Annotated in this window: 17 protein-coding genes; 10 read left to right on the forward strand and 7 right to left on the reverse strand. The window is 55.0% G+C overall.

What is annotated here, in order from left to right:
* Positions 1 to 104: 104 nt before the first annotated feature.
* The gene (locus VH187_RS03425; RefSeq protein ID WP_329700075.1) at positions 105 to 3428 is read left to right on the forward strand and encodes a diguanylate cyclase; all 3324 of its coding nucleotides are present in this window, start codon (positions 105 to 107) and stop codon (positions 3426 to 3428) included.
* Between the two features lie 38 nt (positions 3429 to 3466).
* Here VH187_RS03425 and alkA read toward each other — a convergent pair whose 3' ends face one another.
* Positions 3467 to 4312, reverse strand: a complete 846-nt coding sequence (alkA, locus tag VH187_RS03430) for a DNA-3-methyladenine glycosylase 2 (protein WP_329700233.1) — start codon at positions 4310 to 4312, stop codon at positions 3467 to 3469.
* 135 nt (positions 4313 to 4447) lie between these two features.
* Between alkA and yegD the strand changes: the two genes are divergently transcribed.
* Positions 4448 to 5800 (forward strand): molecular chaperone, encoded by a 1353-nt coding sequence (gene yegD / locus VH187_RS03435; protein ID WP_329700076.1) that lies wholly within the window; start codon positions 4448 to 4450, stop codon positions 5798 to 5800.
* A gap of 99 nt (positions 5801 to 5899) precedes the next feature.
* On the opposite strand, the gene VH187_RS03440 is transcribed toward yegD, so the two are convergent.
* On the reverse strand, positions 5900 to 5959 hold the full coding sequence (locus tag VH187_RS03440) for a type I toxin-antitoxin system Ibs family toxin (RefSeq protein WP_108418456.1): 60 nt from the start codon (positions 5957 to 5959) through the stop codon (positions 5900 to 5902).
* Between the two features lie 420 nt (positions 5960 to 6379).
* Here VH187_RS03440 and VH187_RS03445 point away from each other — a divergent pair, with 420 nt between their 5' ends.
* The 8 genes from VH187_RS03445 to VH187_RS03480 all read left to right on the forward strand — a co-directional run bounded on the left by VH187_RS03445 (position 6380) and on the right by VH187_RS03480 (position 19703).
* Complete coding sequence (locus tag VH187_RS03445) at positions 6380 to 7621, forward strand: MdtA/MuxA family multidrug efflux RND transporter periplasmic adaptor subunit (protein ID WP_329700077.1); 1242 nt, start codon at positions 6380 to 6382, stop codon at positions 7619 to 7621.
* Positions 7621 to 10743 (forward strand): MdtB/MuxB family multidrug efflux RND transporter permease subunit, encoded by a 3123-nt coding sequence (locus VH187_RS03450; RefSeq protein WP_329700078.1) that lies wholly within the window; start codon positions 7621 to 7623, stop codon positions 10741 to 10743. Before VH187_RS03445 ends, VH187_RS03450 begins: the two co-directional genes overlap by 1 nt.
* Positions 10744 to 13821, forward strand: coding sequence for a multidrug efflux RND transporter permease subunit MdtC (gene mdtC / locus VH187_RS03455; RefSeq protein ID WP_329700079.1), 3078 nt, complete (start codon positions 10744 to 10746; stop codon positions 13819 to 13821). It abuts the gene before it with no gap.
* A 2-nt stretch (positions 13822 to 13823) separates the two neighbouring features.
* Positions 13824 to 15239 (forward strand): MFS transporter, encoded by a 1416-nt coding sequence (gene mdtD, locus VH187_RS03460; protein ID WP_329700080.1) that lies wholly within the window; start codon positions 13824 to 13826, stop codon positions 15237 to 15239.
* Positions 15236 to 16660, forward strand: coding sequence for an envelope stress sensor histidine kinase BaeS (gene baeS / locus VH187_RS03465; protein WP_329700081.1), 1425 nt, complete (start codon positions 15236 to 15238; stop codon positions 16658 to 16660). Before mdtD ends, baeS begins: the two co-directional genes overlap by 4 nt.
* Positions 16657 to 17379, forward strand: coding sequence for an envelope stress response regulator BaeR (baeR, locus tag VH187_RS03470; RefSeq protein WP_329700082.1), 723 nt, complete (start codon positions 16657 to 16659; stop codon positions 17377 to 17379). The genes baeS and baeR overlap by 4 nt, the downstream gene beginning before the upstream one ends.
* A 215-nt stretch (positions 17380 to 17594) precedes the next feature.
* Complete coding sequence (gene trhP, locus VH187_RS03475) at positions 17595 to 18956, forward strand: prephenate-dependent tRNA uridine(34) hydroxylase TrhP (RefSeq protein WP_329700083.1); 1362 nt, start codon at positions 17595 to 17597, stop codon at positions 18954 to 18956.
* Between the two features lie 471 nt (positions 18957 to 19427).
* Positions 19428 to 19703: a hypothetical protein gene (locus tag VH187_RS03480; protein ID WP_329700084.1), complete on the forward strand. Its 276-nt coding sequence runs from the start codon at positions 19428 to 19430 to the stop codon at positions 19701 to 19703.
* A 60-nt stretch (positions 19704 to 19763) separates the two neighbouring features.
* On the opposite strand, the gene VH187_RS03485 is transcribed toward VH187_RS03480, so the two are convergent.
* The 5 genes from VH187_RS03485 to VH187_RS03505 form a co-directional block, all read right to left on the reverse strand.
* The gene (locus VH187_RS03485; protein ID WP_329700085.1) at positions 19764 to 19985 is read right to left on the reverse strand and encodes a DNA-binding transcriptional regulator; all 222 of its coding nucleotides are present in this window, start codon (positions 19983 to 19985) and stop codon (positions 19764 to 19766) included.
* 80 nt (positions 19986 to 20065) lie between these two features.
* Positions 20066 to 21193, reverse strand: a complete 1128-nt coding sequence (locus VH187_RS03490; RefSeq protein ID WP_414713903.1) for a phage late control D family protein — start codon at positions 21191 to 21193, stop codon at positions 20066 to 20068.
* A 50-nt stretch (positions 21194 to 21243) separates the two neighbouring features.
* Positions 21244 to 21708, reverse strand: coding sequence for a phage tail protein (locus tag VH187_RS03495; RefSeq protein WP_329700086.1), 465 nt, complete (start codon positions 21706 to 21708; stop codon positions 21244 to 21246).
* 11 nt (positions 21709 to 21719) lie between these two features.
* The gene (locus tag VH187_RS03500) at positions 21720 to 24158 is read right to left on the reverse strand and encodes a phage tail tape measure protein (RefSeq protein WP_329700087.1); all 2439 of its coding nucleotides are present in this window, start codon (positions 24156 to 24158) and stop codon (positions 21720 to 21722) included.
* The gene (locus tag VH187_RS03505) at positions 24151 to 24270 is read right to left on the reverse strand and encodes a GpE family phage tail protein (protein WP_329700088.1); all 120 of its coding nucleotides are present in this window, start codon (positions 24268 to 24270) and stop codon (positions 24151 to 24153) included. The genes VH187_RS03500 and VH187_RS03505 overlap by 8 nt, the downstream gene beginning before the upstream one ends.
* Positions 24271 to 24296 lie beyond the last annotated feature (26 nt).

The raw sequence follows: 24296 nt of genomic DNA on the forward strand, positions 1-24296 counted from the left end.
ATGTAAATTGTTTGTACTAGCATGATCCCATTTATCATCCTAATGAATTCAGGCCCATTCCTCGTGAAAAGTCGCGGCCGGAAAGCCCTGGCGGAAAGCGGTAAATGAAGATATCTGAACAACGAGTGTCCGTTACGCCCTCACACCCTGTGCTACTTATGCTTAGCCTTGGACTGCTGACGTTCATCTTTACCCTTTTCTCACTCGAACTGACGCGTTTTGGCACTGTTCTCGCGCCGTTATGGTTCCCGACGTCCATTATGATGGTGGCGTTCTATCGCCACGCCGGAAAGATGTGGCCCGCCATCGCTTTGGCCTGCTCCCTGGGCAGCGTCCTGGCATCCTGGGTGCTGTTCCCACCGAGTTCACTGAATATTGTTTATCCGGTTATTAATGCCATTGAAGCAGTGATCGGCGCGGTGCTGCTGCGTAAATTTTTACCGCGCTATAACCCATTGCAAAACCTGCACGACTGGATCCGCCTGGCGTTAGCAAGCGCCGTCGTGCCTCCTTTAGCAGGCGGTGTACTGGTATTACTGCTTGGTCCAGCTGAACAACCGCTTCATACGTTTTTAGTGTGGGTGTTATCGGAAGCTATTGGCGCGCTGGCACTGGTTCCCCTTGGCCTGCTATATAAAAACCATTATTTGCTACGCCACCGTAACCCACGCCTGCTGCTGGAAACACTGCTGACCTTAGCGGTAACGCTGGCGCTGAGTGCGATGTCGATGCTGTGGTTGCCCTGGCCGTTTACCTGCGTCATCGTTTTGCTAATGTGGAGCGCTGTGCGCCTGCCGCGTATGGAAGCCTTCACCATTTTCCTAATCACCATCATGATGGTTTCACTGATGATGGCTACCAACCCTGTTACCCTGCAAACGCCGCAGATTTACGCCATGAGCAATACGCCGTGGCTGCCTTTCCTGATGATCCTGCTGCCTGCCAACGTGATGACTATGGTGATGTACGCTTTCCGCGCGGAACGCAAACACATTACCGAAAGTGAAGAACGCTTCCGCAATGCGATGGAGTATTCTGCCATTGGCATGGCGCTGGTCGGCACCGAAGGTCAGTGGCTACAGGCGAATAAAGCGCTGTGCAAATTCCTTGGTTACAGCCAGAACGAACTGCGCGCGATGACATTCCAGCAACTCACCTGGCCGGAAGATCTTGATAATGATTTGGCCCAACTCGAACTGTTGGTCAGCGGCGAAATCAACACCTACACCATGGAAAAGCGCTATTACACGCGCAAAGGCGATGTGGTGTGGGCACTTCTCGCGGTGTCGCTGGTACGCCACGCCGACGGCACGCCGCTCTATTTCATCGCCCAGGTTGAAGACATCAATGATCTGAAACACACCGAATGGGTCAACAAACGCTTGATGGAGCGTATTACGCTCGCGAATGAAGCGGGTGGCATCGGCATCTGGGAGTGGGAACTGGAACCGGACCTTATCTCCTGGGATAAGCGGATGTTCGAAATGTATGAAATTCCTTCACATCTGAAACCCACCTGGCATCTGTGGCATAACTGTCTGGTTGAGGAAGATCGTGAACAAGCCGAGCGCATTATCCGTAACGCTTTGAGCGCCCGTTCGCCGTTCAAACTGGAATTTCGCATCCAGGTGAAAGAAGGCATTCGCCATATTCGCTCGTTAGCTAACCGCGTGCTGAATAAACAAGGCGAAGTGGAGCGCCTGCTCGGCATCAACATGGACATGACCGAGGTGAAACAGCTGAACGAAGCGCTGTTCCAGGAAAAAGAGCGCCTGCACATCACGCTGGATTCCATCGGCGAAGCAGTGCTGTGTACCGATGTCGATATGAACGTTATCTTTATGAACCCGGTCGCCGAGAAAATGAGCGGCTGGAGCCAGGACCAGGCAATGAAGCAGCCGCTGCTGAATGTGCTGCGCATCACTTTTGGCGACAATGGCCCGTTGATGGAAAACATTCACAGCGGTGATATGTCGCGTAACGATATCGAACAGGATGTGGTGCTGCATTGCCGTAACGGCGGCAGTTATGACATCCACTACAGCATCACGCCGTTGAGCACGCTTGACGGGCAAAATATCGGCTCGGTACTGGTTATTCAGGACGTCACCGAGTCTCGTAAAATGCTGCGCCAGTTGAGCTATAGCGCTTCCCATGACGCCCTCACCCATCTGGCTAACCGTGTCAGTTTTGAGAATCACCTCAAGCGCCTGTTGCATACCGTTCAGGAAACCCATCAACGCCATGCGCTGGTGTTTATCGATCTCGACCGCTTTAAAGCCGTGAACGACACCGCAGGTCACGCGGCAGGCGACGCCTTGCTGCGCGAGCTGTCGGCAATGATGCTCAGCATGCTGCGCACCAGCGATGTGCTCGCCCGTCTGGGCGGCGATGAATTTGGCCTGCTACTGCCCGACTGTAATGTCGAAAGCGCCCGCTACATTTCCGGGCGTATTATCCAGGCTATCAATGATTATCACTTTATGTGGGAAGGTCGCCTGCATCGCATTGGTGCCAGCGCCGGGATCACCCTTCTCGATGAACATAATTGCATCGCCTCCGAGGTGATGTCGCAGGCCGATATCGCCTGCTATACCTCGAAAAATAACGGGCGCGGCATTGTCAGTGTCTACGAACCGCAATTCGACAGGCTGCATCAGCAGCGCAGCATGATGTCACTCGATGAACAGTGGCACATGGTGCGGGATAACCATCTGGTGCTAATGGCGCGCGGCGTCGCATCACCGCGCGTGCCAGAAAGCAGCAACTTCTGGTTGCTGTCACTTCGCCTATGGACCAGCGAAGGTGAAATGGTTGAAGAACAGGCTTTCCGCAAAGGGCTGGCCGATCAGGAACTGATCCACGCTCTCGATCGTCGTATTTATCAAGAGTTCTTCCGCCACTGGGCGCACAAAGTTGCTGCCCGTGGGATAAGCGTTACTTTACCACTTTCGGCTGCGGGCCTGACAGGGCCGGTGTTAATCAATGAAATTCTCGATGGTCTGAAACAGAGCGCGATGCCTGCCCGCCTGCTGCATTTGGTGTTTAACGCCGATCATCTGTTACAGAATGGCGTACAGGAAGGCCTGAACCAACTGCGTAAAGCGGGCTGTAAAATTATCGTCAGTCAGGTCGGGCAGGATTTAGAACTGTTTGAACACCTGACTGCAGGCAGCGCCGACTATGTGATGCTTGACCCGGAAATCATTGGCAATGTTCACGCCAGCCTGATGGACGAAATGATGGTGACCATCGTGCAGGGCCACGCTCAGCGTATAGGCATGAAAACCATTGCCGGACCAACGCATCAGGCGCTAATGATGGACACGCTTTCCGGCATTGGGGTTGATCTCATCTATGGCGACACCATCGCCGCCAATCAGCCACTGGAACTGGTGCTCAATACCAGCTACTTCGCCATCAACTAACCTCTTGTGATACGCCCTCGCCCGTGGGAATCGCGCACTCACTCAGCGGGCTGGAAAGCGTCGCTGTACCAGATGTGCAATAACGCATACGAGCGCCAGGGCTGCCAGCGCTCCGCGTAACGGCGGATCTGCGCAGGCGTCATACCCGGAAAACGCTGCTTAATCAGGTAATCGTCTGGCAGAAAAACATCTTTGGCCTGCCAGCCGCGCAACGCGAAGTAGTTCGCTGTCCAGCGCCCAATACCGGGAAACGTTTGCAACGCTTTCATCGCCGCTTCTACATTGGGCGGCGGTGTCAGCGGCAATTCACCCGACATCGCGGCCTGCGCCAGATGGATTAACGCTTCAGCACGTTTTACCGGCATTCCCAACGCTTTTAACGCCAGCGGATCGGCAAGCGCCAGTTGTTGCGGTGTGGGAAAACAGGTGAATTCGGGCGCTTCTTCAAGCGGCGTGCCATAGGCTTTCGCCACGCGACTGGTCAGCTTCGATGCCATCGCCACACTCACCAGTTGCCCAAGGATCGCCCGCACGCCCTGTTCAAACGGGTCGACACACCCAGGCAGACGTAAACCGGGCCGGGCGGACGCCAGTTCACCCAGCGCGGCGGATACCTGCTGTGGTTCACAGCGCAAATCAAACAGCTGTTCGAGACGTTGCAGACACTGTTCCTTTACTGGCAACAGCCCATCAGAAAGCGTAATGACCAGCGTTTGCGTATCGGGATCAGGCGTCGCACGCATTAAGCCGTGATACCCTTCCAACGCAAAACTGCGGACATACGTCTGCTCTTCAAAGCATTCAACGCCTTCAACGGTACGCGCCGCCAAAAAACCGAACATCCAGTCCCAGTCGTAGGGCGCCTGCCAGGGTAAATTGAACATCATCCCTCCTCAATAAGTTGCTACAGCATAAACGCTTAAGCCATTTCGCGCCTTGCTTTCATATTCCGGTTGTCGCAGGCGCGACATTCCGCTAAAGTCGTCGCCCTTTCTTCACTGGCATGGGGAATTTGCACGGTGTTTATTGGTTTTGACTATGGTACGGCAAACTGTTCAGTAGCCGTCATGCGCGGTGATTCACCGCAACTCTTAACGCTCGAAAACGGTAGCACGCTGCTGCCTTCAATGCTGTGCGCGCCAACCCGTGAGTCGGTCAGCGAATGGCTGTATCGTCAACACGAAGTCCCGGCAACCGGCGCTGAAACCGAAGCGCTGTTACGTCGTGCATTGCGCTATAACCGTGAAGAAGATATTGAGGTTCAGCGCAACAGCGTCCAGTTCGGACTCTCCTCGCTCAAGCAATATATCGACGATCCGGAAGAGGTGTACTTCGTTAAATCGCCGAAATCTTTCCTGGGTGCAAGCGGGCTGAAACCGCAACAGGTCGCGGTGTTTGAAGATTTGGTCTGTGCCATGATGCTTCACATTAAACAGCAGGCAGAATCACAGCTCCCTGAGAGCATTACTCAAGCGGTGATTGGTCGCCCCATTAACTTTCAGGGGCTTGGTGGCGATGACGCTAACGAACAGGCTCAGGGCATTCTCGAACGCGCCGCACAGCGCGCTGGCTTTGTCGACGTGGTATTCCAGTATGAACCCGTCGCCGCAGGGTTAGATTTCGAAGCGACGCTGACCACAGAAAAGCGTGTGCTGGTTGTGGATATCGGTGGCGGTACAACTGACTGTTCATTACTGCTGATGGGCCCACAATGGCGTGCTCGCCGCGAGCGTCAGGACAGTTTGCTCGGTCATAGCGGCTGTCGTGTGGGCGGTAACGATCTGGATATCGCGTTGGCGTTCAAATGTCTGATGCCATTACTGGGTATGGGTGGCAATACCGAAAAAGGTATCGCCCTGCCGGTTCTGCCATGGTGGAATGCTGTCGCGATCAATGACGTGCCAGCACAGACGGATTTTTACAGCAGCGCCAATGGTCGGATGTTGCGAGATCTGGTGCGCGATGCCCGTGATTCAGACAAAGTGTCGCTCCTGCTGAAAACCTGGCAACAACGTCTCAGCTACCGCCTCGTGCGCAGCGCCGAAGAGAGCAAAATCGCCCTGTCTGACAAAACGGATATCACCACCAGACTTCCGTTTTTAAGCCCAGAACTGGCAACGGATATTAGCCAGATGGGGCTGGAAGCTGCACTGAATCAACCGCTCACACGTATTCTGGAGCAGGTTCAGTTGGCGCTGGATAACAGCGGTGAAAAACCGGACGTTATCTATTTGACCGGGGGTAGCGCACGTTCGCCGCTGATCAAAAAAGCACTGGCGCAGCAGTTGCCGGGAATTGAAATTGCCGGTGGCGATGACTTTGGCTCGGTTACGGCCGGTCTGGCCCGTTGGGCTAAGGTCGTTTTTGCCTGAGTTTGCGATCGAGCTCGGAAAAGCGTGGATTGACTTTGCTGCTTTTTCGACCTAACGTGACAGGTAAAGGGCGAGGGAGGTTTCCCCCCCTCTGGTCTCTTAGTAAGCCGGTAAGCTAATCACTAAGAGAATGACCAGTATGATGACTAACTTCATCATATCCCTTTCCATATTCAGATCCTTATTCAAGCCCCTTCCTGGAGGGGCTTTCCCGTTTTAGCCCCCTATAGCCTGCATTCTTCAAGCTGCAGGTGCGTTGGCTGCACTCGTTCACCCCAGTCACTTACTGAAGTAAGCTCCTGGGGATGATCTCCCTTGCCGCGTGATTCGGCCTATGGCCTCACCCTTTCAGGGCCAGCGCAAGCGCTGTTCAAAGTACCTAGGGTACTTTGTCCTGCAACTCGAATTATTTGGCTATACCTAAAAATTTCTTTCATCTCTTTCGCAATTAACCTCGTAAAACCGCGCTCATTCAGACGTTTCCAGACAGTCTTTCATATTTCCTCCATTATTCCGGGGGGTTCCGTTACTAAACTAGTATCATTCGGTGAAAGGTTTCAGGACGAGATACGTAAAATAATGAAAGGCAGCAATCAATCGCGTTGGTTAATCGCGCTGGGCGTAGTGGTGATCGCAGGTGTCGCCGTGTATTACTGGCATAACAGTGGAACGCCTGAGACAGGCGCGTCTCCTGCGGCATCACAGAGCAAGCAGGCCGGCGGTCGTCACGGCGGGCGTTTCAGCGGCGCACTGGCGCCGGTTCAGGCGGCGACAGCCACCAGCGAAGCCGTGCCTCGCTATCTCACCGGTCTTGGTACTATCACGGCGGCTAACACCGTGACGGTTCACAGTCGCGTCAATGGTCAGCTCTTAGCGCTGCATTTCCAGGAAGGCCAGCAGGTCAAAGCTGGTGATTTACTGGCAGAAATCGACCCGAGCCAGTTCAAAGTCGCCCTCGCTCAGGCGCAGGGGCAACTGGCAAAAGATAATGCCACCCTTTCCAATGCCCGTCGCGATTTCGCTCGCTATCAGCAACTGGTGAAAACCAATCTCGTGTCTCGTCAGGAACTCGACACGCAACAGTCATTGGTCACTGAGAGTTTAGGCACCGTTAAAGCCGACGAAGCGTCCGTTGCCAGCGCGCAATTACAGCTCGACTGGACGCGGATCACTGCGCCCATTGACGGTCGTGTGGGCCTTAAACAGGTCGACATCGGCAACCAGATTTCCACCAGCGACACCACCGGGATCGTGGTGCTGACGCAAACCCATCCGATTGATTTGATTTTTACGCTGCCGGAAAACGACATCGCGACGGTAGTGAAAGCACAGAAAGCGGGACAAAGCCTGACGGTAGAAGCCTGGGATCGCACCAACAAGCAGAAGCTCAGCACAGGCGCGTTATTGAGTCTGGATAACCAGATTGATGCCACAACGGGCACCATTAAGCTCAAAGCGCGGTTCAATAATCTCGATGATGCCCTGTTCCCGAATCAGTTCGTCAATGCCCGCCTGTTGGTTGATACCGAGCAAAATGCCGTCGTCATACCGACAGCTGCCTTGCAAATGGGCAACGAAGGCAACTTCGTATGGGTGCTGAACGATGACAATAAAGTCAGCAAACACATCGTCGTACCGGGGATCCAGGACAGTCAGAAAGTCGTTATTTCTGCCGGGCTTTCCGCCGGAGACAAAGTCGTGACCGATGGTATTGACCGTCTGACCGAAGGGGCGAAAGTCGAAGTGGTTGAAGCCCACAGCGCGACAACAGACGCAAAACCGGCGGCTGAACACAGCGGCAAAAAGGGAGCCCGCTCCTGATGCACGTTTTACCTCCCGACAAAACTGGCGGGCCTTCTCGCCTGTTTATTCTGCGCCCTGTCGCCACCACGCTGATGATGGTGGCGATCCTGCTGGCGGGGATTATCGGCTATCGTTTTTTACCGGTTTCGGCGTTGCCTGAGGTCGATTATCCGACTATTCAGGTCGTTACGCTTTATCCTGGTGCCAGCCCGGATGTCGTCACCTCTTCGATTACCGCTCCGCTAGAACGCCAGTTCGGTCAGATGTCCGGCCTCAAACAAATGTCTTCGCAAAGTGCAGGCGGTGCATCTGTCGTCACCTTGCAATTCCAGCTTGAGCTTTCGCTGGACGTCGCTGAGCAGGAAGTGCAAGCGGCTATCAATGCCGCCACGAACCTTTTACCGAGCGATTTGCCGAACCCGCCTGTTTACAGCAAAGTTAACCCGGCAGATCCGCCGATCATGACGCTCGCCGTCACCTCTTCCGCCCTGCCGATGACGCAGGTTGAAGACATGGTGGAAACCCGCGTCGCGCAGAAAATTTCTCAGGTTTCTGGCGTCGGTCTGGTAACGTTGGCAGGCGGTCAACGCCCTGCTGTACGTGTAAAATTGAACGCACAGGCGATTGCGGCGTTGGGACTCACCAGCGAAACCGTTCGCACGGCAATCACCGCAGCCAACGTTAACTCAGCCAAAGGCAGTCTTGACGGCCCGACCCGCGCGGTCACCCTTTCCGCGAACGATCAAATGCAGTCCGTCGAAGAGTACCGCAAGCTAATTATTGCTTATCAGAACGGTGCTCCGGTGCGCCTGGGCGATGTTGCGACCATTGAGCAAGGCGCGGAAAACACCTGGCTCGGCGCATGGGCCAACAAGCAGCAGGCGATTGTGATGAACGTCCAGCGCCAGCCCGGTGCGAACATTATTTCCACTGCCGACAGCGTTCGCCAGATGCTCCCACAACTCACCAGCAGCCTGCCAAAATCGGTGCAGGTGAAAGTGCTTTCTGACCGTACCAATAATATTCGTGCGTCGGTGAGTGACACTCAGTTTGAGCTGATGCTGGCGATTGCGCTGGTGGTTATGATCATTTACGTCTTCCTGCGCAACATACCGGCGACCATTATTCCCGGCGTCGCCGTGCCTCTGTCTCTGGTCGGCACGTTTGCGGTGATGGTGTTTCTCGATTTTTCGATCAACAACCTGACGCTAATGGCGCTCACCATTGCCACCGGCTTCGTCGTCGATGATGCGATTGTGGTCATCGAGAATATCTCGCGCTATATCGAAAAAGGCGAAAAGCCGATGGCAGCAGCGCTTAAAGGTGCGGGCGAAATCGGCTTTACCATTATTTCACTGACCTTCTCGCTGATTGCAGTACTCATCCCACTGCTGTTTATGGGCGATATCGTCGGACGGTTGTTCCGTGAATTTGCCATCACCCTGGCCGTCGCAATCCTGATTTCCGCGATAGTGTCGCTGACGCTCACGCCAATGATGTGCGCCCGCATGCTGAGCCATGAATCGTTGCGCAAGCAGAACCGTTTTTCCCGCGCCAGCGAACGTTTCTTTGAGCGCGTGATTGCCGCCTACGGCAGGATGCTCGCCAAAGTGCTCAACCACCCGTGGCTGACGCTCGGCGTGGCGCTCAGTACGCTCGCACTGTCGATTATGTTGTGGGTCTTTATTCCGAAAGGCTTCTTCCCGATTCAGGATAACGGCATTATTCAGGGCACCTTGCAGGCACCGCAGTCTGCATCGTTTGCCAGTATGGCCCAACGCCAGGAACAGGTGTCTGACATCATTTTGAAAGACCCGGCGGTCGAAAGCATGACGTCATTCGTCGGTGTCGACGGCACCAACCCGGCGCTGAATAGCGCGCGTCTGCAAATTAACTTAAAGCCGCTGGCCGACAGGGACGATCGCGTGCAGAAGGTGATCCGCCGTTTGCAACACGCCATCGACCGTGTGCCGGGGATCTCGCTCTATTTACAGCCGACGCAGGATCTGACAATTGATACCACCGTCAGCCGCACGCAATATCAATTCAGCTTACAAGCCAACTCGCTGGATGCGCTCAGCGAATGGGTGCCGCAGCTGATGGCAAAACTGCAAACGTTGCCACAATTGGAGGACGTCAGCAGCGACTGGCAGGACCAAGGGCTGTCGGCGTATGTGAATGTCGATCGCGACAGCGCCAGCCGTTTAGGTATCAGCATGGCCGACGTCGATAACGCGCTGTACAACGCCTTTGGGCAGCGCTTGATTTCCACTATTTACACGCAGTCCAACCAGTATCGCGTGGTGCTGGAGCACGATACCAGCGATACGCCGGGGCTGTCGGCACTGGACAATATCCGTATCACCAGCAGCAGCGGCGGGATTGTGCCGCTGAACACCATCGCCAAAGTGGAAGAACGCTTTGCACCGTTGTCGATTAACCATCTCGATCAGTTCCCGGTGACCACGATTTCCTTCAACGTGGCGCAGGATTCCTCGCTGGGCGATGCGGTGCAGGCCATTACCGATGCGGAAAAAACGCTGAATCTTCCGACTGACATTCGCACCGAATTCCAGGGCAGTTCGCTGGCCTTCCAGTCAGCGCTGGGCAGCACCGTCTGGCTGGTTGTGGCTGCAGTGGTCGCGATGTATATCGTGCTCGGCATTTTGTACGAGAGCTTTATTCATCCAATCACTATTCTTTCGACGCTGCCAACCGCAGGCGTGGGCGCGCTGCTGGCGTTGTGGGTATCGGGCAGTGAGCTCGACGTTATCGCCATCATCGGGATTATATTGTTGATCGGTATCGTCAAGAAAAACGCCATCATGATGATCGACTTTGCGCTGGCTGCCGAACGTGAACAGGGCATGCCGCCGCGCGAAGCGATTTACCAGGCCTGTCTGCTGCGTTTCCGCCCGATCCTGATGACCACCCTCGCCGCCCTGCTCGGTGCACTGCCGCTGATGTTGAGCACGGGTGTTGGCGCGGAGCTACGTCGTCCGTTGGGCGTCGGCATGGTCGGCGGCTTACTGGTGAGTCAGGTGCTGACGCTGTTCACCACGCCTGTGATTTACCTGCTGTTTGACCGTCTGTCGCTGTATGTCAAAAGCCGACTTCCTGCGCGTGAAGAGGAGGCGTAAGTGAGGTTTTTCGCCCTCTTCATTTACCGTCCGGTGGCGACGATCCTTATTTCGCTCGCCATCACTCTGTGCGGTGTGCTCGGCTTCCGGCTGCTGCCGGTGGCCCCACTGCCGCAAGTCGATTACCCGGTGATTATGGTTAGCGCCTCGCTGCCGGGCGCGGCTCCAGAAACCATGGCATCATCGGTGGCAACGCCGCTAGAACGCTCGCTTGGGCGCATCGCCGGGGTCAATGAAATGACCTCGATGAGCTCTCTCGGCAGCACGCGCATCATTTTGCAGTTTGATTTTGACCGCGACATCAACGGTGCCGCGCGCGACGTGCAGGCGGCCATCAACGCCGCGCAAAGCCTGTTGCCGACCGGAATGCCGAGCCGTCCGACTTATCGTAAAGCCAACCCGTCTGATGCGCCAATCATGATCCTGACGCTGACCTCGGATACCTATTCCCAAGGCCAGCTGTATGACTACGCCTCTACACAACTGGCGCAAACTATCGCGCAGATTGACGGCGTCGGTGATGTCGATATTGGCGGCAGTTCACTGCCCGCCGTACGGGTCGATCTCAACCCGCAGGCGTTGTTTAATCAGGGCGTATCGCTTGATGATGTGCGCACTGCCATCAGCAACGCTAACGTACGAAAACCGCAGGGTGCGATTGAAAACAATGGTCAGCGCTGGCAACTGGCAACCAACGACGAGTTAAAAACGGCGGCAGAGTACCAGCCGTTAATCATTCACTACAATAACGGTTCTGCGGTGCGTTTAAGCGATGTGGCGAACGTGTCGGATTCGGTACAGGATGTGCGCAACGCCGGGATGACCAACGCCAAACCGGCGATTTTGCTGATGATCCGCAAACTGCCGGAAGCCAACATCATTCAAACCGTGGATGCGATCCGCGCTCAGTTGCCGGAACTGAAAGAAACCATTCCGGCCTCTATCGATCTGCAAATTGCACAGGATCGCTCGCCGACGATCCGCGCTTCGCTCGAAGAAGTGGAACAAACGCTGGTCATTTCCGTAGGCCTGGTGATCCTGGTGGTGTTTCTGTTCCTGCGTTCAGGCCGCGCTACCCTCATTCCTGCGGTTGCCGTTCCGGTGTCATTAATCGGCACCTTTGCTGCCATGTACTTGTGCGGGTTCAGCCTCAATAACCTGTCGCTGATGGCATTAACCATCGCCACCGGCTTTGTTGTGGATGACGCCATCGTGGTGCTGGAAAACATTTCGCGCCATCTGGAAGCAGGCATGAAACCGTTGCAGGCCGCGCTGCAAGGGAGCCGAGAAGTCGGATTTACCGTGTTATCGATGAGTCTTTCATTGGTGGCGGTATTCCTGCCGTTGCTGTTAATGGGCGGCCTGCCGGGAAGATTATTGCGCGAGTTTGCGGTCACGCTATCGGTGGCGATTGGCATTTCGCTTGCCGTATCGCTGACACTAACGCCAATGATGTGCGGCTGGATGCTGAAAGCCTCACGCCGCCACGAACCGACGCGTGATCGCGGTTTTGGTCGCTTGCTGGTCGGTATGCAGCGCGGGTATGGTAAATCATTAAAATGGGTACTGAACCACGCTAAACTGGTCGGTTTGGTACTGCTGGCAACCATCGCGCTGAATATCTGGCTGTACATTTCCATTCCAAAAACCTTCTTCCCGGAGCAGGACACTGGCGTGGTGATGGGGAATATTCAGGCCGATCAGAGCATTTCGTTCCAGGCGATGCGCGGCAAGCTGCAGGACTTCATGAAAATCATTCGTGAAGATAAAGCCGTGGATAACGTCACCGGTTTTACCGGCGGTTCGCGGGTCAACAGCGGGATGATGTTTATCACCCTGAAACCGCGTGACGAGCGTAATGAAACGGCGCAGCAAGTGATCGATCGGTTGCGTAAAAAACTCGCCAAAGAGCCTGGTGCGAATCTGTTTTTGATGGCTGTTCAGGATATTCGCGTCGGCGGTCGTCAGGCCAATGCGGGTTATCAATACACGCTGCTGTCGGACAATCTCGCCGACCTGCGCGAATGGACGCCAAAGATCACCACTGCGCTGTCTAAACAACCGGAACTGGCAGACGTGAACTCCGATCAGCAAGACAACGGGGCTGAAATGGATCTGGTCTATGACCGTGAAACCATGTCCCGCCTCGGCATAAACGTTCAGGATGCCAACAGTCTGCTGAACAACGCATTCGGTCAACGGCAGATCTCCACGATTTATCAACCGCTGAACCAGTACAAAGTGGTGATGGAAGTCGACCCGGTTTATACCAAAGATATCAGCGCCCTTGACCAGATGTTTGTGATTAACAGCACTGGCAAAGCTATTCCGCTTTCCTACTTTGCCAAATGGCAGCCCGCCAACGCGCCGCTGTCGGTGAACCATCAGGGCCTGTCGGCGGCGTCGACCATTTCATTTAACCTGCCAACGGGAAAATCGCTGTCGGAAGCCAGTGCGGTGATTGACAGGACGATGACCCAACTTGGCGTGCCGCAAACCATTCGCGGCAGCTTCGCCGGAACAGCACAGGTTTTCCAGCAGACGATGAACTCACAGGTGATTCTGATTATCGCGGCGATCCTCACGGTTTATATCGTGCTGGGCATGTTGTATGAAAGCTATGTTCACCCGCTGACGATCCTCTCAACGCTGCCATCGGCCGGGGTCGGCGCGTTGCTGGCGCTTGAACTTTTCGGCGCGCCGTTCAGCTTAATCGCCTTAATCGGTATCATGCTGCTAATTGGTATTGTGAAGAAGAACGCCATCATGATGGTCGATTTTGCCCTTGAGGCGCAGCGCAACGGTAATCTGTCACCGGAAGAAGCCATTTTCCAAGCCTGTCTGCTGCGTTTTCGCCCGATCATGATGACAACATTGGCGGCACTTTTTGGCGCACTGCCGCTGGTGCTTTCCGGCGGCGACGGCTCCGAACTGCGCCAGCCGTTGGGGATAACCATCGTCGGCGGTCTGGTGGTGAGTCAGCTGTTAACGCTGTACACCACGCCAGTGGTGTATCTGTTCTTCGACCGCCTGCGGCTGCGTTTTACGCGTAAATCTCGTCAACCGATAACCGAGTAATTATGGAAGAGCTGCCCGCCAGCGTGCGCTGGCAATTGTGGATAGTGGCGTTTGGCTTTTTTATGCAGGCGCTCGACACCACTATCGTCAACACTGCCCTGCCCTCAATGGCGAGAAGTCTGGGGGAAAGCCCGCTGCACATGCACATGGTGATTGTCGCCTATGTGCTGACGGTGGCGGTGATGCTGCCTGCCAGCGGCTGGCTGGCGGATCGCGTCGGCGTGCGCAATATCTTCTTCACCGCCATCGTGCTGTTTACTGCCGGTTCGGTGTTTTGCGCCAGCGCGAACACGCTAAACGAACTGGTGATGGCGCGTGTATTACAGGGCGTTGGCGGCGCAATGATGGTGCCGGTCGGCAGACTGACGGTGATGAAAATCGTCCCGCGCGCGCAATACATGGCGGCGATGACGTTCGTCACCATCCCAGGCCAAATTGGGCCATTAGTCGGCCCTGCCCTCGGCGGTATTCTGGTGGAATACGCCTCCTGGCACTGGATTTTCCTGATCAATATTCCAGTGGGCATTGTCGGTGCGATTGCCACGTTATGGCTGATGCCCAACTACACCATGCAAACCCGACGCTTCGATATGTCCGGATTTATTCTGCTGGCGCTGGGGATGGCGACGCTGACTTTGGCGCTCGATGGGCAGCATGGCTTGGGCATTTCACCTCTGATGCTGGGGCTGCTGGTTACCGCAGGTGTGCTGGCGTTGCTGTTTTATCTCTGGCATGCCCGGAAGAATGAAAACGCGCTGTTCAGTCTCGATTTATTCAAAACGCACACGTTCTCGCTAGGGCTTTCCGGCAGTTTTGTCGGACGTATCGGCAGCGGCATGTTGCCGTTTATGACGCCGGTCTTTTTGCAGATTGGCCTCGGCTTTTCACCGTTCCACGCCGGGCTAATGATGATCCCAATGGTACTCGGCAGCATGGGCATGAAACGCATCGTGGTACAGGTGGTTAACCGCTTCGGCTATCGTCGGGTGCTGGTGTGCGCCACGCTTGGGTTGGCTCTCATTAGCCTGTTGTTCATGGCGGTCGCACTCATGGGCTGGTACTGGCTGCTGCCGCTGGTGCTATTCCTGCAAGGGATGATCAACTCCAGCCGCTTCTCGTCGATGAACACCCTGACGCTAAAAGATTTGCCAGACGATCTCGCCAGCAGCGGCAACAGTATGCTGTCGATGGTCATGCAATTGTCGATGAGTATCGGCGTGACAGTAGCGGGCCTGCTACTCGGCATGTACGGACAGCATCACGTCAGCGTCGACAGCGCGGTTTCGCATCAGGTCTTTTTGTATACCTACCTCAGCATGGCGGTGATCATCGCGCTTCCGGCGCTGATTTTCGTGCGCGTGCCTGACGACATCAATAAAAACATCATTATCGCAAGACGCAAAAGGAGCGAGCCGTGAAAGTCTGGCGCCCCGGCATTACTGCAAAACTGTTTCTGGCTATTCTCACCACCTGCATTGTACTGCTGATCAGCATGCACTGGGCGGTGCGCCTGAGCTTTGAGCACGGTTTTATCGATTACATCAAACGTGGCAACGAACAACGCCTGCAATTGCTAAGTGACGCACTGGCGGAACAGTACGCCACGCATGATAACAACTGGCGTTTTCTGCGTGGCAATGACCGATTTGTCTTCCAGATCCTGCGTTCGTTTGAACACGACACGCCTGATGACAGACGAGGCCAAAGGCCTGGCGGTCCACCGGATATGCCACCCCACGGCTGGCGCACGCAGTTCTGGGTGGTCGATCAGAATGCTAAAGTGATGGTTGGTCCGCGCTCCCCTGTTCCGTCTGACGGGACGCGTCGCAGCATTATGGTGAATGGTATGGAAGTGGGCTCAGTGATCGCCTCTCCGGTTGAACGCCTGACGCGCAATACCGATATCAATTTTGACCGCCAACAAAAGCGCACCAGTTGGCTGATTGTCTGTCTCGCCACGCTGCTGACGGCGCTTGCGACCTTCCCGCTGGCTCGCGGTTTGTTGGCCCCGGTGAAACGCCTCGTTGAAGGCACACACCGGTTGGCGGCAGGTGATTTCTCGACCCGCGTGACCGCCTCTGGTGCCGATGAGTTAGGTCGTCTTGCGCAGGACTTTAACCAGCTCGCCAGCACGCTTGAACGTAATCAACAAATGCGTCGCGACTTTATGGCTGATATTTCCCACGAGCTACGCACCCCGCTGGCGGTGCTGCGCGGTGAACTGGAAGCGATTCAGGACGGCGTGCGGAAATTCACCCCGGAATCAGTGGCCTCGTTGCAGGCAGAAGTCGGCACGCTCACCAAACTGGTGGACGACCTGCATCAGCTTTCGATGTCCGATGAAGGCGCGCTGGCTTACCAAAAAACGTCGGTGGATATTATCTCGCTGCTGGAAATGGCGGCGGGCGCTTTCCGCGAGCGTTTCGCCAGCCGTGGCCTGCAAATCAGCCTCAAACTGCCGGAAAGCGCCACGGTATTTGGCGATCGCGACCGACTGATGCAGTTGTTCAATAATCTGCTGGAAAACAGCCTGCGTTATACCGACAGCGGCGGCCAAATGCATATTTCGGCCGAAAAAATCGGCCACAATCTGACGCTGGCGTTCGCCGACAGCGCTCCTGGCGTTACTGATGAACAGCTGGCGATGCTGTGCGAACGTTTCTACCGTACCGAAGGCTCGCGCAATCGCGCTAGCGGTGGTTCGGGATTAGGGCTGGCGATTTGCGTCAACATCGTCGCCGCACACGGCGGGCAGCTACGCGCCGAGCATTCGCCTTTTGGTGGGGTAAGCATTAAAGTAGAGTTACCTCTGGACCGCGACTTACCGGGAACCGTATGACCGAATTACCGATTGATGATAAAACCCCGCGCATCCTGATTGTTGAGGACGAACCCAAGCTGGGACAGCTGCTGATTGATTATCTGTTGGCGGCAAATTATGCGCCGACGCTGATCAATCACGGCGACAAAGTGTTGAGTTATGTTCACCAGACGCCGCCGGATCTTATTTTGCTGGATTTGATGCTGCCCGGCACCGACGGCCTGACACTGTGCCGCGAAATTCGCCGTTTCTCCGAAGTGCCGATTGTAATGGTCACCGCCAAAATAGAAGAAATCGACCGCCTGCTGGGGCTGGAAATCGGGGCTGATGACTACATCTGCAAACCGTACAGCCCGCGCGAAGTAGTGGCTCGCGTGAAAACCATATTGCGCCGCTGCCGTCCGCAACGCGAGCTGCAAGCGCTGGATGCCGAGAGCCCGCTGATTGTGGATGAAAGCCGTTTCCAGGCCTCCTGGCGTAATAAGCTTTTAGATCTCACTCCTGCGGAGTTTCGTCTGCTGAAAACGCTGTCGCAAGAGCCAGGAAAAGTGTTCTCTCGCGAGCAATTGCTCAACCATCTTTATGATGATTACCGCGTGGTGACTGACCGAACCATCGATAGCCACATCAAAAACTTGCGCCGCAAACTCGAAGCGCAGGACGCCGAGCAGTCCTTTATCCGTGCGGTATATGGCGTAGGCTACCGCTGGGAAGCCGATTCCTGCCGGTTGATGTAATCAACCCTGCCCGGCGGCGCTCTCTAATACAGGCCTCGTAGGCCTGTGCATGCGAAGCGCCGCCAGGCAATCAGCGGCTTTGTGGGCAATCCCGCACCAGCAAAAGGTTTACTCCCCTCCCCCGCAGCGCTACAATTCCCGCCCTTAATGTAGGGGAACCTCCCCGATCGCTTCATCGCGAAGCGAGTCTGACCTGTCATCAGAACGAGAAAATCATGTTTAAACCGGAACTCCTCTCCCCGGCGGGAACGCTTAAAAATATGCGTTACGCTTTCGCCTATGGTGCCGATGCAGTCTATGCCGGCCAGCCGCGTTACTCACTGCGTGTGCGCAATAACGAATTCAACCACGAGAATTTGCAGCTCGGCATCAACGAAGCCCACGCACTCGGCAAAAAATTCTACGTCGTCGTTAATATCGCGCCGCATAACGCCAAGCTGAAAACCTTCATTCGCGATTTGCAGCCGGTGGTGGATATGGGGCCGGACGCGCTGATCATGTCCGATCCGGGCCTGATTATGCTGGTGCGCGAGCACTTCCCGCAGATGGATATTCACCTGTCTGTACAGGCGAACGCCGTGAACTGGGCGACGGTGAAATTCTGGAAACAGATGGGCCTGACCCGCGTGATCCTTTCCCGCGAACTGTCACTGGAAGAGATTGAAGAAATCCGCACTCAGGTGCCAGAAATGGAGCTCGAAATCTTCGTTCACGGCGCGCTGTGCATGGCGTATTCCGGCCGCTGCCTGCTGTCGGGTTACATCAACAAACGCGACCCGAATCAGGGCACCTGCACCAACGCTTGCCGCTGGGAATACAACGTTCAGGAAGGCAAAGAAGACGACGTTGGTAATATCGTGCATAAGCACGAGCCAATTCCGGTGAAAAACGTCGAGCCAACACTCGGGGAAGGCCAGCCGACCGACAGCGTGTTCATGTTAGAAGAAGCGCAACGTCCGGGTGAATACATGACCGCGTTCGAAGACGAACACGGCACCTACATCATGAACTCGAAAGATCTGCGTGCTATTGCGCATGTGGAACGCCTGACGCAGATGGGCGTGCACTCGCTGAAAATCGAAGGCCGTACCAAATCGTATTATTACTGCGCTCGTACCGCGCAGGTTTACCGTAAAGCGATCGACGATGCCGCAGCGGGCAAACCGTTCGACACGACATTGATGGAAACCCTCGAAGGTCTGGCGCATCGCGGCTACACCGAAGGCTTCCTGCGTCGTCACACCCATGACAGCTATCAGAACTACGAATACGGCTTCTCCGTTTCTGACCGCCAGCAGTTTGTCGGTGATTTTACCGGCGAGCGCAAAGGCAATCTCGCGGCCGTCGCGGTAAAAAACAAGTTCCTGAAAGGCGACCGCCTTGAGCTGATGACCCCGCAGGGCAACGTCAATTTCACCCTGGAACACATGGAAAACAACAAAGGCCAGCCGACAGAAGTCGCCCCCGGCGACGGTCACACCGTTTGGATCCCTGTACCCGAAGAGATTGAGCTGGAATATGCCCTCTTGATGCGTAATTTTGACGGCCAGACGACGCAAAATCCGCATGGTAAATAGTTAATTTGGGTTATTTTTTCCGTTGGTATGATTCTTCGAATCCGATCACATACCGCCTCGCTTGATGAGGGTATTATTCGAATCGCTGAAAAACATAACCCATAAATGCTAGCTGTTCCAGGAACCACCTCCTTAGCCCACGTAATCTCCCTTACGCGGGCTTATTTTTTGCCTGTAAGATATTGAAATAAAAGGATTTATTTCAGGTCACGTCCACACATTGACCACATCGATTGAAAGAAGCCCTCTTTACGGAGGGTTTCTTTTTTTACACAGCAGTCTCTCTCTGACCGCTCTCGACTGAGCAAGGTAGTACCAATAACCTAGCCATTGGCCGCTATAAATACAGCCGTTCAGACTGATTTGCCTTGTGATGTGATATGTGCAGTGACCTTGTCGGCATCGGATGGAGTAAAATCATAACCACTTCATCAGAATTAACGTACATTACAAATTTTTGAGGATAATAACGTGACATCAGAATTACTAAATACGATAGGTTTGAGCTCTAATATCATCGGTGTGATTCTAATTTTTTTCTTTGGTTTACCTCAACCATCACATAATGAAGGTATGTCAATTGGGATAGGGGAGAATACTGTCTTAGCTGATGGGACACGAGTTAAAGATATAATGGCGAGGGTCAGAAGGAGGAAGGCTATCTATAAATGTTTCGCCTTCTTAGCACTTTGCTTAATGCTTATTGGTTTCATTTTGCAACTATTAGCGCTTTGGGCTTACAAGTGATTAATGATGTTTCCTGACACTTCTAAAATAGGCCCCATATTTACGGGGCTTCGTCTTTGGTCACATCCAAGCAATTTGTTGCTGCCCTGTCGACGTCGGGTGAGGTTTAGCTGGCTTCACTTCGCCCGGCTTAACGATGTAGCGCTCGACCGTTTCCGTCGTGACGAACGTGCAACTGCAATTAATGTTTGTGCACTGGTGATAACGTTCCTTTGTCGTGTCAGTAAAATAACGACTGGTACGAGCATGAGCGGCTGTATGGCATAACGGACAATGGAACATTTTTATCACCTCATCTAATGATTTAATGACGCCATTTTATCCATTAAATATATATAAAACAAACAGATACATGGCATTTATCATTCATCCGTTTCGGCTGCATACTCTACATCCGAAAGCCTTACCTCGAGCTCTACGCCCGTCGTGAAGCCGTTATTATTGAGATTGTGGGTCACCTTACTGATTAACCACGCCTGCTCGTCTATGACGCGCTTAAAGCCTGATACCTTCACCGGCATTTCAGGATAAATATCGGCCCGGCCGGTCGCGAGGCTGATTGAAAATTCCGCGACTCCACGCTGCAATTTATCCCACTTCGCCTGAGCCGCCCGGATAGCCTGCGCTTTTGACGCGTAAATCGTGGTCATCGCGAAAACATTATCCGCTTCGCCTGCCATATACTCTCCCTCGCGGGCTTCCTGCTCTTTCTGTTTTTTGGCCCTTGCCACACTGCTGACCGGCTGAGCCTTTGGATGCTGGAGCGCCCGAAGATGCTGCTCTTTTGGCTTGCGCTTCAGCGTCACTTTTTGCGCCTGCTTTTGAGGTTTCGGGTCTTTGGTATGCAGCCATTTCGCCGTCACGCCGGTATACGCTCCCCGGTCAGCAATAGCGAACTGATGCCGGTCTCCGTCACTGCGTTCAATGCTGGTTTGAGGGATTATTTTTCCGCTGGCTGTCGTACCGCTCCCGGCTTTCAGCATCAGCAGTTTTCCTGCCTTGACCGATACCGCCCCGCCGTTTCGCTCGGCGAGGCGTGTCAAAAATACCGCGTCTGATTCCTGCGACTGGTCAATGTGTGGGATTGGGATCCCCGCGAGCGATGGCACCACGCTGGCTGTCAGCTTGTTACGGGCAGCAATGGCCTCTACCACTGCTCCGAGCGTGGTGTCATGCCATGATTCCTCCCGACGTGAATTGAGCGTACCGCGAAAATCCGCACTCCGCGCACGCAGCGTCACCGTATCCGGTGCGCCGTGATGCTCCACCTCGTCGACGGTAAAATCCCCCTTGCCCACCAGGGCAAATCCTTTCCAGCCGAGATACAGCGACAATACCGCGCCGCGTACCGGCAGCTCGACAAGGCCGTCGGTATCGTCGAGCTCAATGTCGAGCTGGTCAGCTTCAAATCCACGATTGTCCGTCATCGTCAGATTAATCAGCCGGTCACTGATATTACCGGTGATGTCCTGACTGTTGAGGGTCAGCATAAACGCAGGTGTCAGCGTGGCACCTGCGCCGGTCACAATATCCGGCACGGTTAACCTCCTGCCTGTGAGAGCAAATTACCCGCCCGGCCGACCAGAGATTCGGCCTGTTTCCCGATATCACCGTAGAGGGCAACGAGCGAGTCATCGACGCGGGTCAGTGACAGCGTAAAGCTGATTTTCCGGGGGGAACCATCGGCAAAAAATACGCTCCCCGTTTCACTCACGTTATTGATAACGAACATCCCGTAAATCATCCCGATGCCGGAGATGAGTGGCCACGCGCGCCCCTCATCTGCCATCTTATACAGCGCCAGCATCGACAGCGTGCCGCCGGTCAGTTCGGGGTATAACTCACCTGTGAGCGTGATTTTTTCCTCACCGGGGCCGAGGAACTGAAACGCATCGCGCTTCCCGACACGGGCGTTCGACGGCCAGCGATAATCCGCACTGCGTTGCAGATTTTGAAACGGGACCGTCTGGCGCATAAAAACAAACATTCCAAGAGCAAGCATCATCGTCAGACTCCTTAATCATGCATCATGCTGGCACGGGCTTTGGCGCGCTTGTTGCGATCATATTTTTCGAGCGCATCCTGTAGCTGGTTCCCGAGCGCACCGCCCGGTGCACCGCCCTGCAAATTAATCTGGTACGTCGGGCTACTCTGGTCGACATAAGTGCGCGGAGCCGGAGCGGTGACCGGGGTATACGCCTGATAGCCACCGGGTGAACGGGTCGCCGGGATATACCCGCCTCCCTGACTGACCGGCGGTATGTTGGCGGGGGCAGTATCGAGGGAATGTGATTCCTTTTTTACGAGGCCAAGCTTTTCGAGGATCACATCGAGACCGCCGCGCAGCTTGTTGAAGATGTTCAGCGGTAACATCAGCGCATCGGCCAGTGCCTGACCGAATACCACCCCGGCATTTTTGCAGCTATCCAGCGTGTCCTGTGTGGCTTTCACCGGTGCAACAAGGTCCTTAAACCACTGCCACACGGCGCTGAGCTTCTGCCCGAGACTGTCAAAAACCGGGGCCAGAGGCGCAAACATTTCACCGACGGGAGAAAAAGCCGCAATAAGGCCCTGCACCACCCCCGAGAAAAAGGCGCTGATGGGCTCCCAGTATTTACGGATAAGCAATGCCCCGGCGACAACCGCCGCCACGACGGCCACAATCGGCCACGTAACCGCGCCGAGCGCGGCAACAATCACCGCCCCAGCCGTTGAAAACACCGCACCCAGCAGGCCAGCCGCTGCAATAACGGCATTTATCCCGGCGATAACCGGCCATGCAATCAGGCCAATACCGCCCAAAATCCCAATCAGAGCCAGTGCGCCAGTCACGATGTTAAACAGGGTCTTTGTCAGTTCAGGGTTGGCCTTCGTCCATGCGGCCACAGTACCCAGCCATTCCGTCGCCGAACGGGTCAGTTTTCGCAGGGCCGAATCTTCTTTCTCGAAGACTTCAATTTGCAGGTCTTCCCACGCCGACTGGAGGTTTTTTAAATCCCCGTCGAGGTTGTCGGTCTGAATTTTTGCGATGAGCTCAGTGGTGCCGGTGGCGTTTTTAATCTCGCTGCGTTTTTTATCGAGCGAGCCATCACCGGCAGCGGCGACAAGCTTAATCGCGCCTTTCATAGCCTCTTCACCGAAAATCACCTTGAGGTATTCGCCAGTTTCAGCGGTACCGAGTTTGTTTTTCACAAACGAGCGATTAATCGATTTGAGGATCTGCTCCACCGGCAGCATGTTGCCTTTGGAGTCGCGGGTTTTGACACCGAGCTCGGCAATCGCTTCAACGGCTTTTCCCATCGGGGCCTGAAGCCGGTTAAAGATGGCGCTCGCGCCGGTACCCGCCATCGAGCCCTTGATCCCGTTATCCGCCATAATCCCGAGCATCGCGGTCGTATCTTCGATGCTTGCCCCTGCCGCCTCAGCCACGGGCGCAACATACTTCATCGCCTCACCGAGCTCGATAAGGCCGGTATTGGATGACGTAAAACCTTTTGTCATCACGTCAGCGACACGCTGAATTTCCGTCGTCGGCAGGTTAAAGGCCGATTGCATGTTCGTGATGATGTCGGCCGCTTCGGCAATGTCCACATCTGCCGCGAGACTCAGGTTAACCGTGGAACCAGTCGCGGCCAGTACGTCATCTGCTTTGTAGCCTGAGCGGGCAAGCGTGGTCTGCGTCCGGGCAACATCACTCGGTGCAAATGCCGTGCTTGCGCCAATATCGCGGGCCTGCTTACGGATCTGCGCCAGTTTGTCATCACTTTTTTCCAGACCAAGGATCGCCTGTGTGCCGGACATCTGTTTATCAAAACCGATGCCCGGTGCGATAAACCGTGATGCACCGTACAGACCCGCCGTCGCGACACCGACCCCGGCCATGCCAGCATTGCGTGCCCCGGCCGCGAATTTTTGCCCGGACTCATAGCGGGATTTCACGGCCGACAGTTTTGCCTGCTGCGCACTGACGCGCGCCAGCGCATCGCGCTGACGATTGAGCTGTGTGGTGGTCTCACTGATGGAGGTTTTAAGACGACGCTCATCACCCGACAGCGTGCGGGTACGGATGCCCACCTGCTGTAGTTCGCTGCGCTGGCGCTGTACCGAGACACGCAGACTGTTGTATTTCGTTTGCAGTTCAGACGCAGCGCGCTTCGCCGTCTCCAGTGCCTGAGCCTGCGCCCGCGTTGGGGCTGTCGTGTTCCTGAACTGCACCGCCAGTGCGGCTGCTTCCTGTTTCGCTTTAGCGAGCGACTGACCCGTTACCGCCAGTTGTGCACTGGCCTTCCGAAAGCCCTCGATGCGGGATGCCTGACCGTTCAGATCGCGTAACGACTTCTGCGTCGAGAGAATATCCCCCGACAGCGTTTTGCTCGCGGTCTGTATGGATTTAAACGGCCGGGTTGCCTGGTCGACCGCTTTCAGCAGCACTTCGAGTTTAAGGTTATTACTCATTCGTGTTCCCGCTTCGCTGGAGCGCCTTTTCGCGCCATGTGACGAGCTCGGTGAGACTCATCGGAAAGAGCTCTGATGGCCCCCAGTGAAAAATCACTGCAACGTCGGCCATCAGGTCATCGACCGTAAAATTTGCCC

Source organism: Scandinavium sp., from assembly GCF_036271055.1.
Classification (GTDB): Bacteria; Pseudomonadota; Gammaproteobacteria; order Enterobacterales; family Enterobacteriaceae; genus Scandinavium.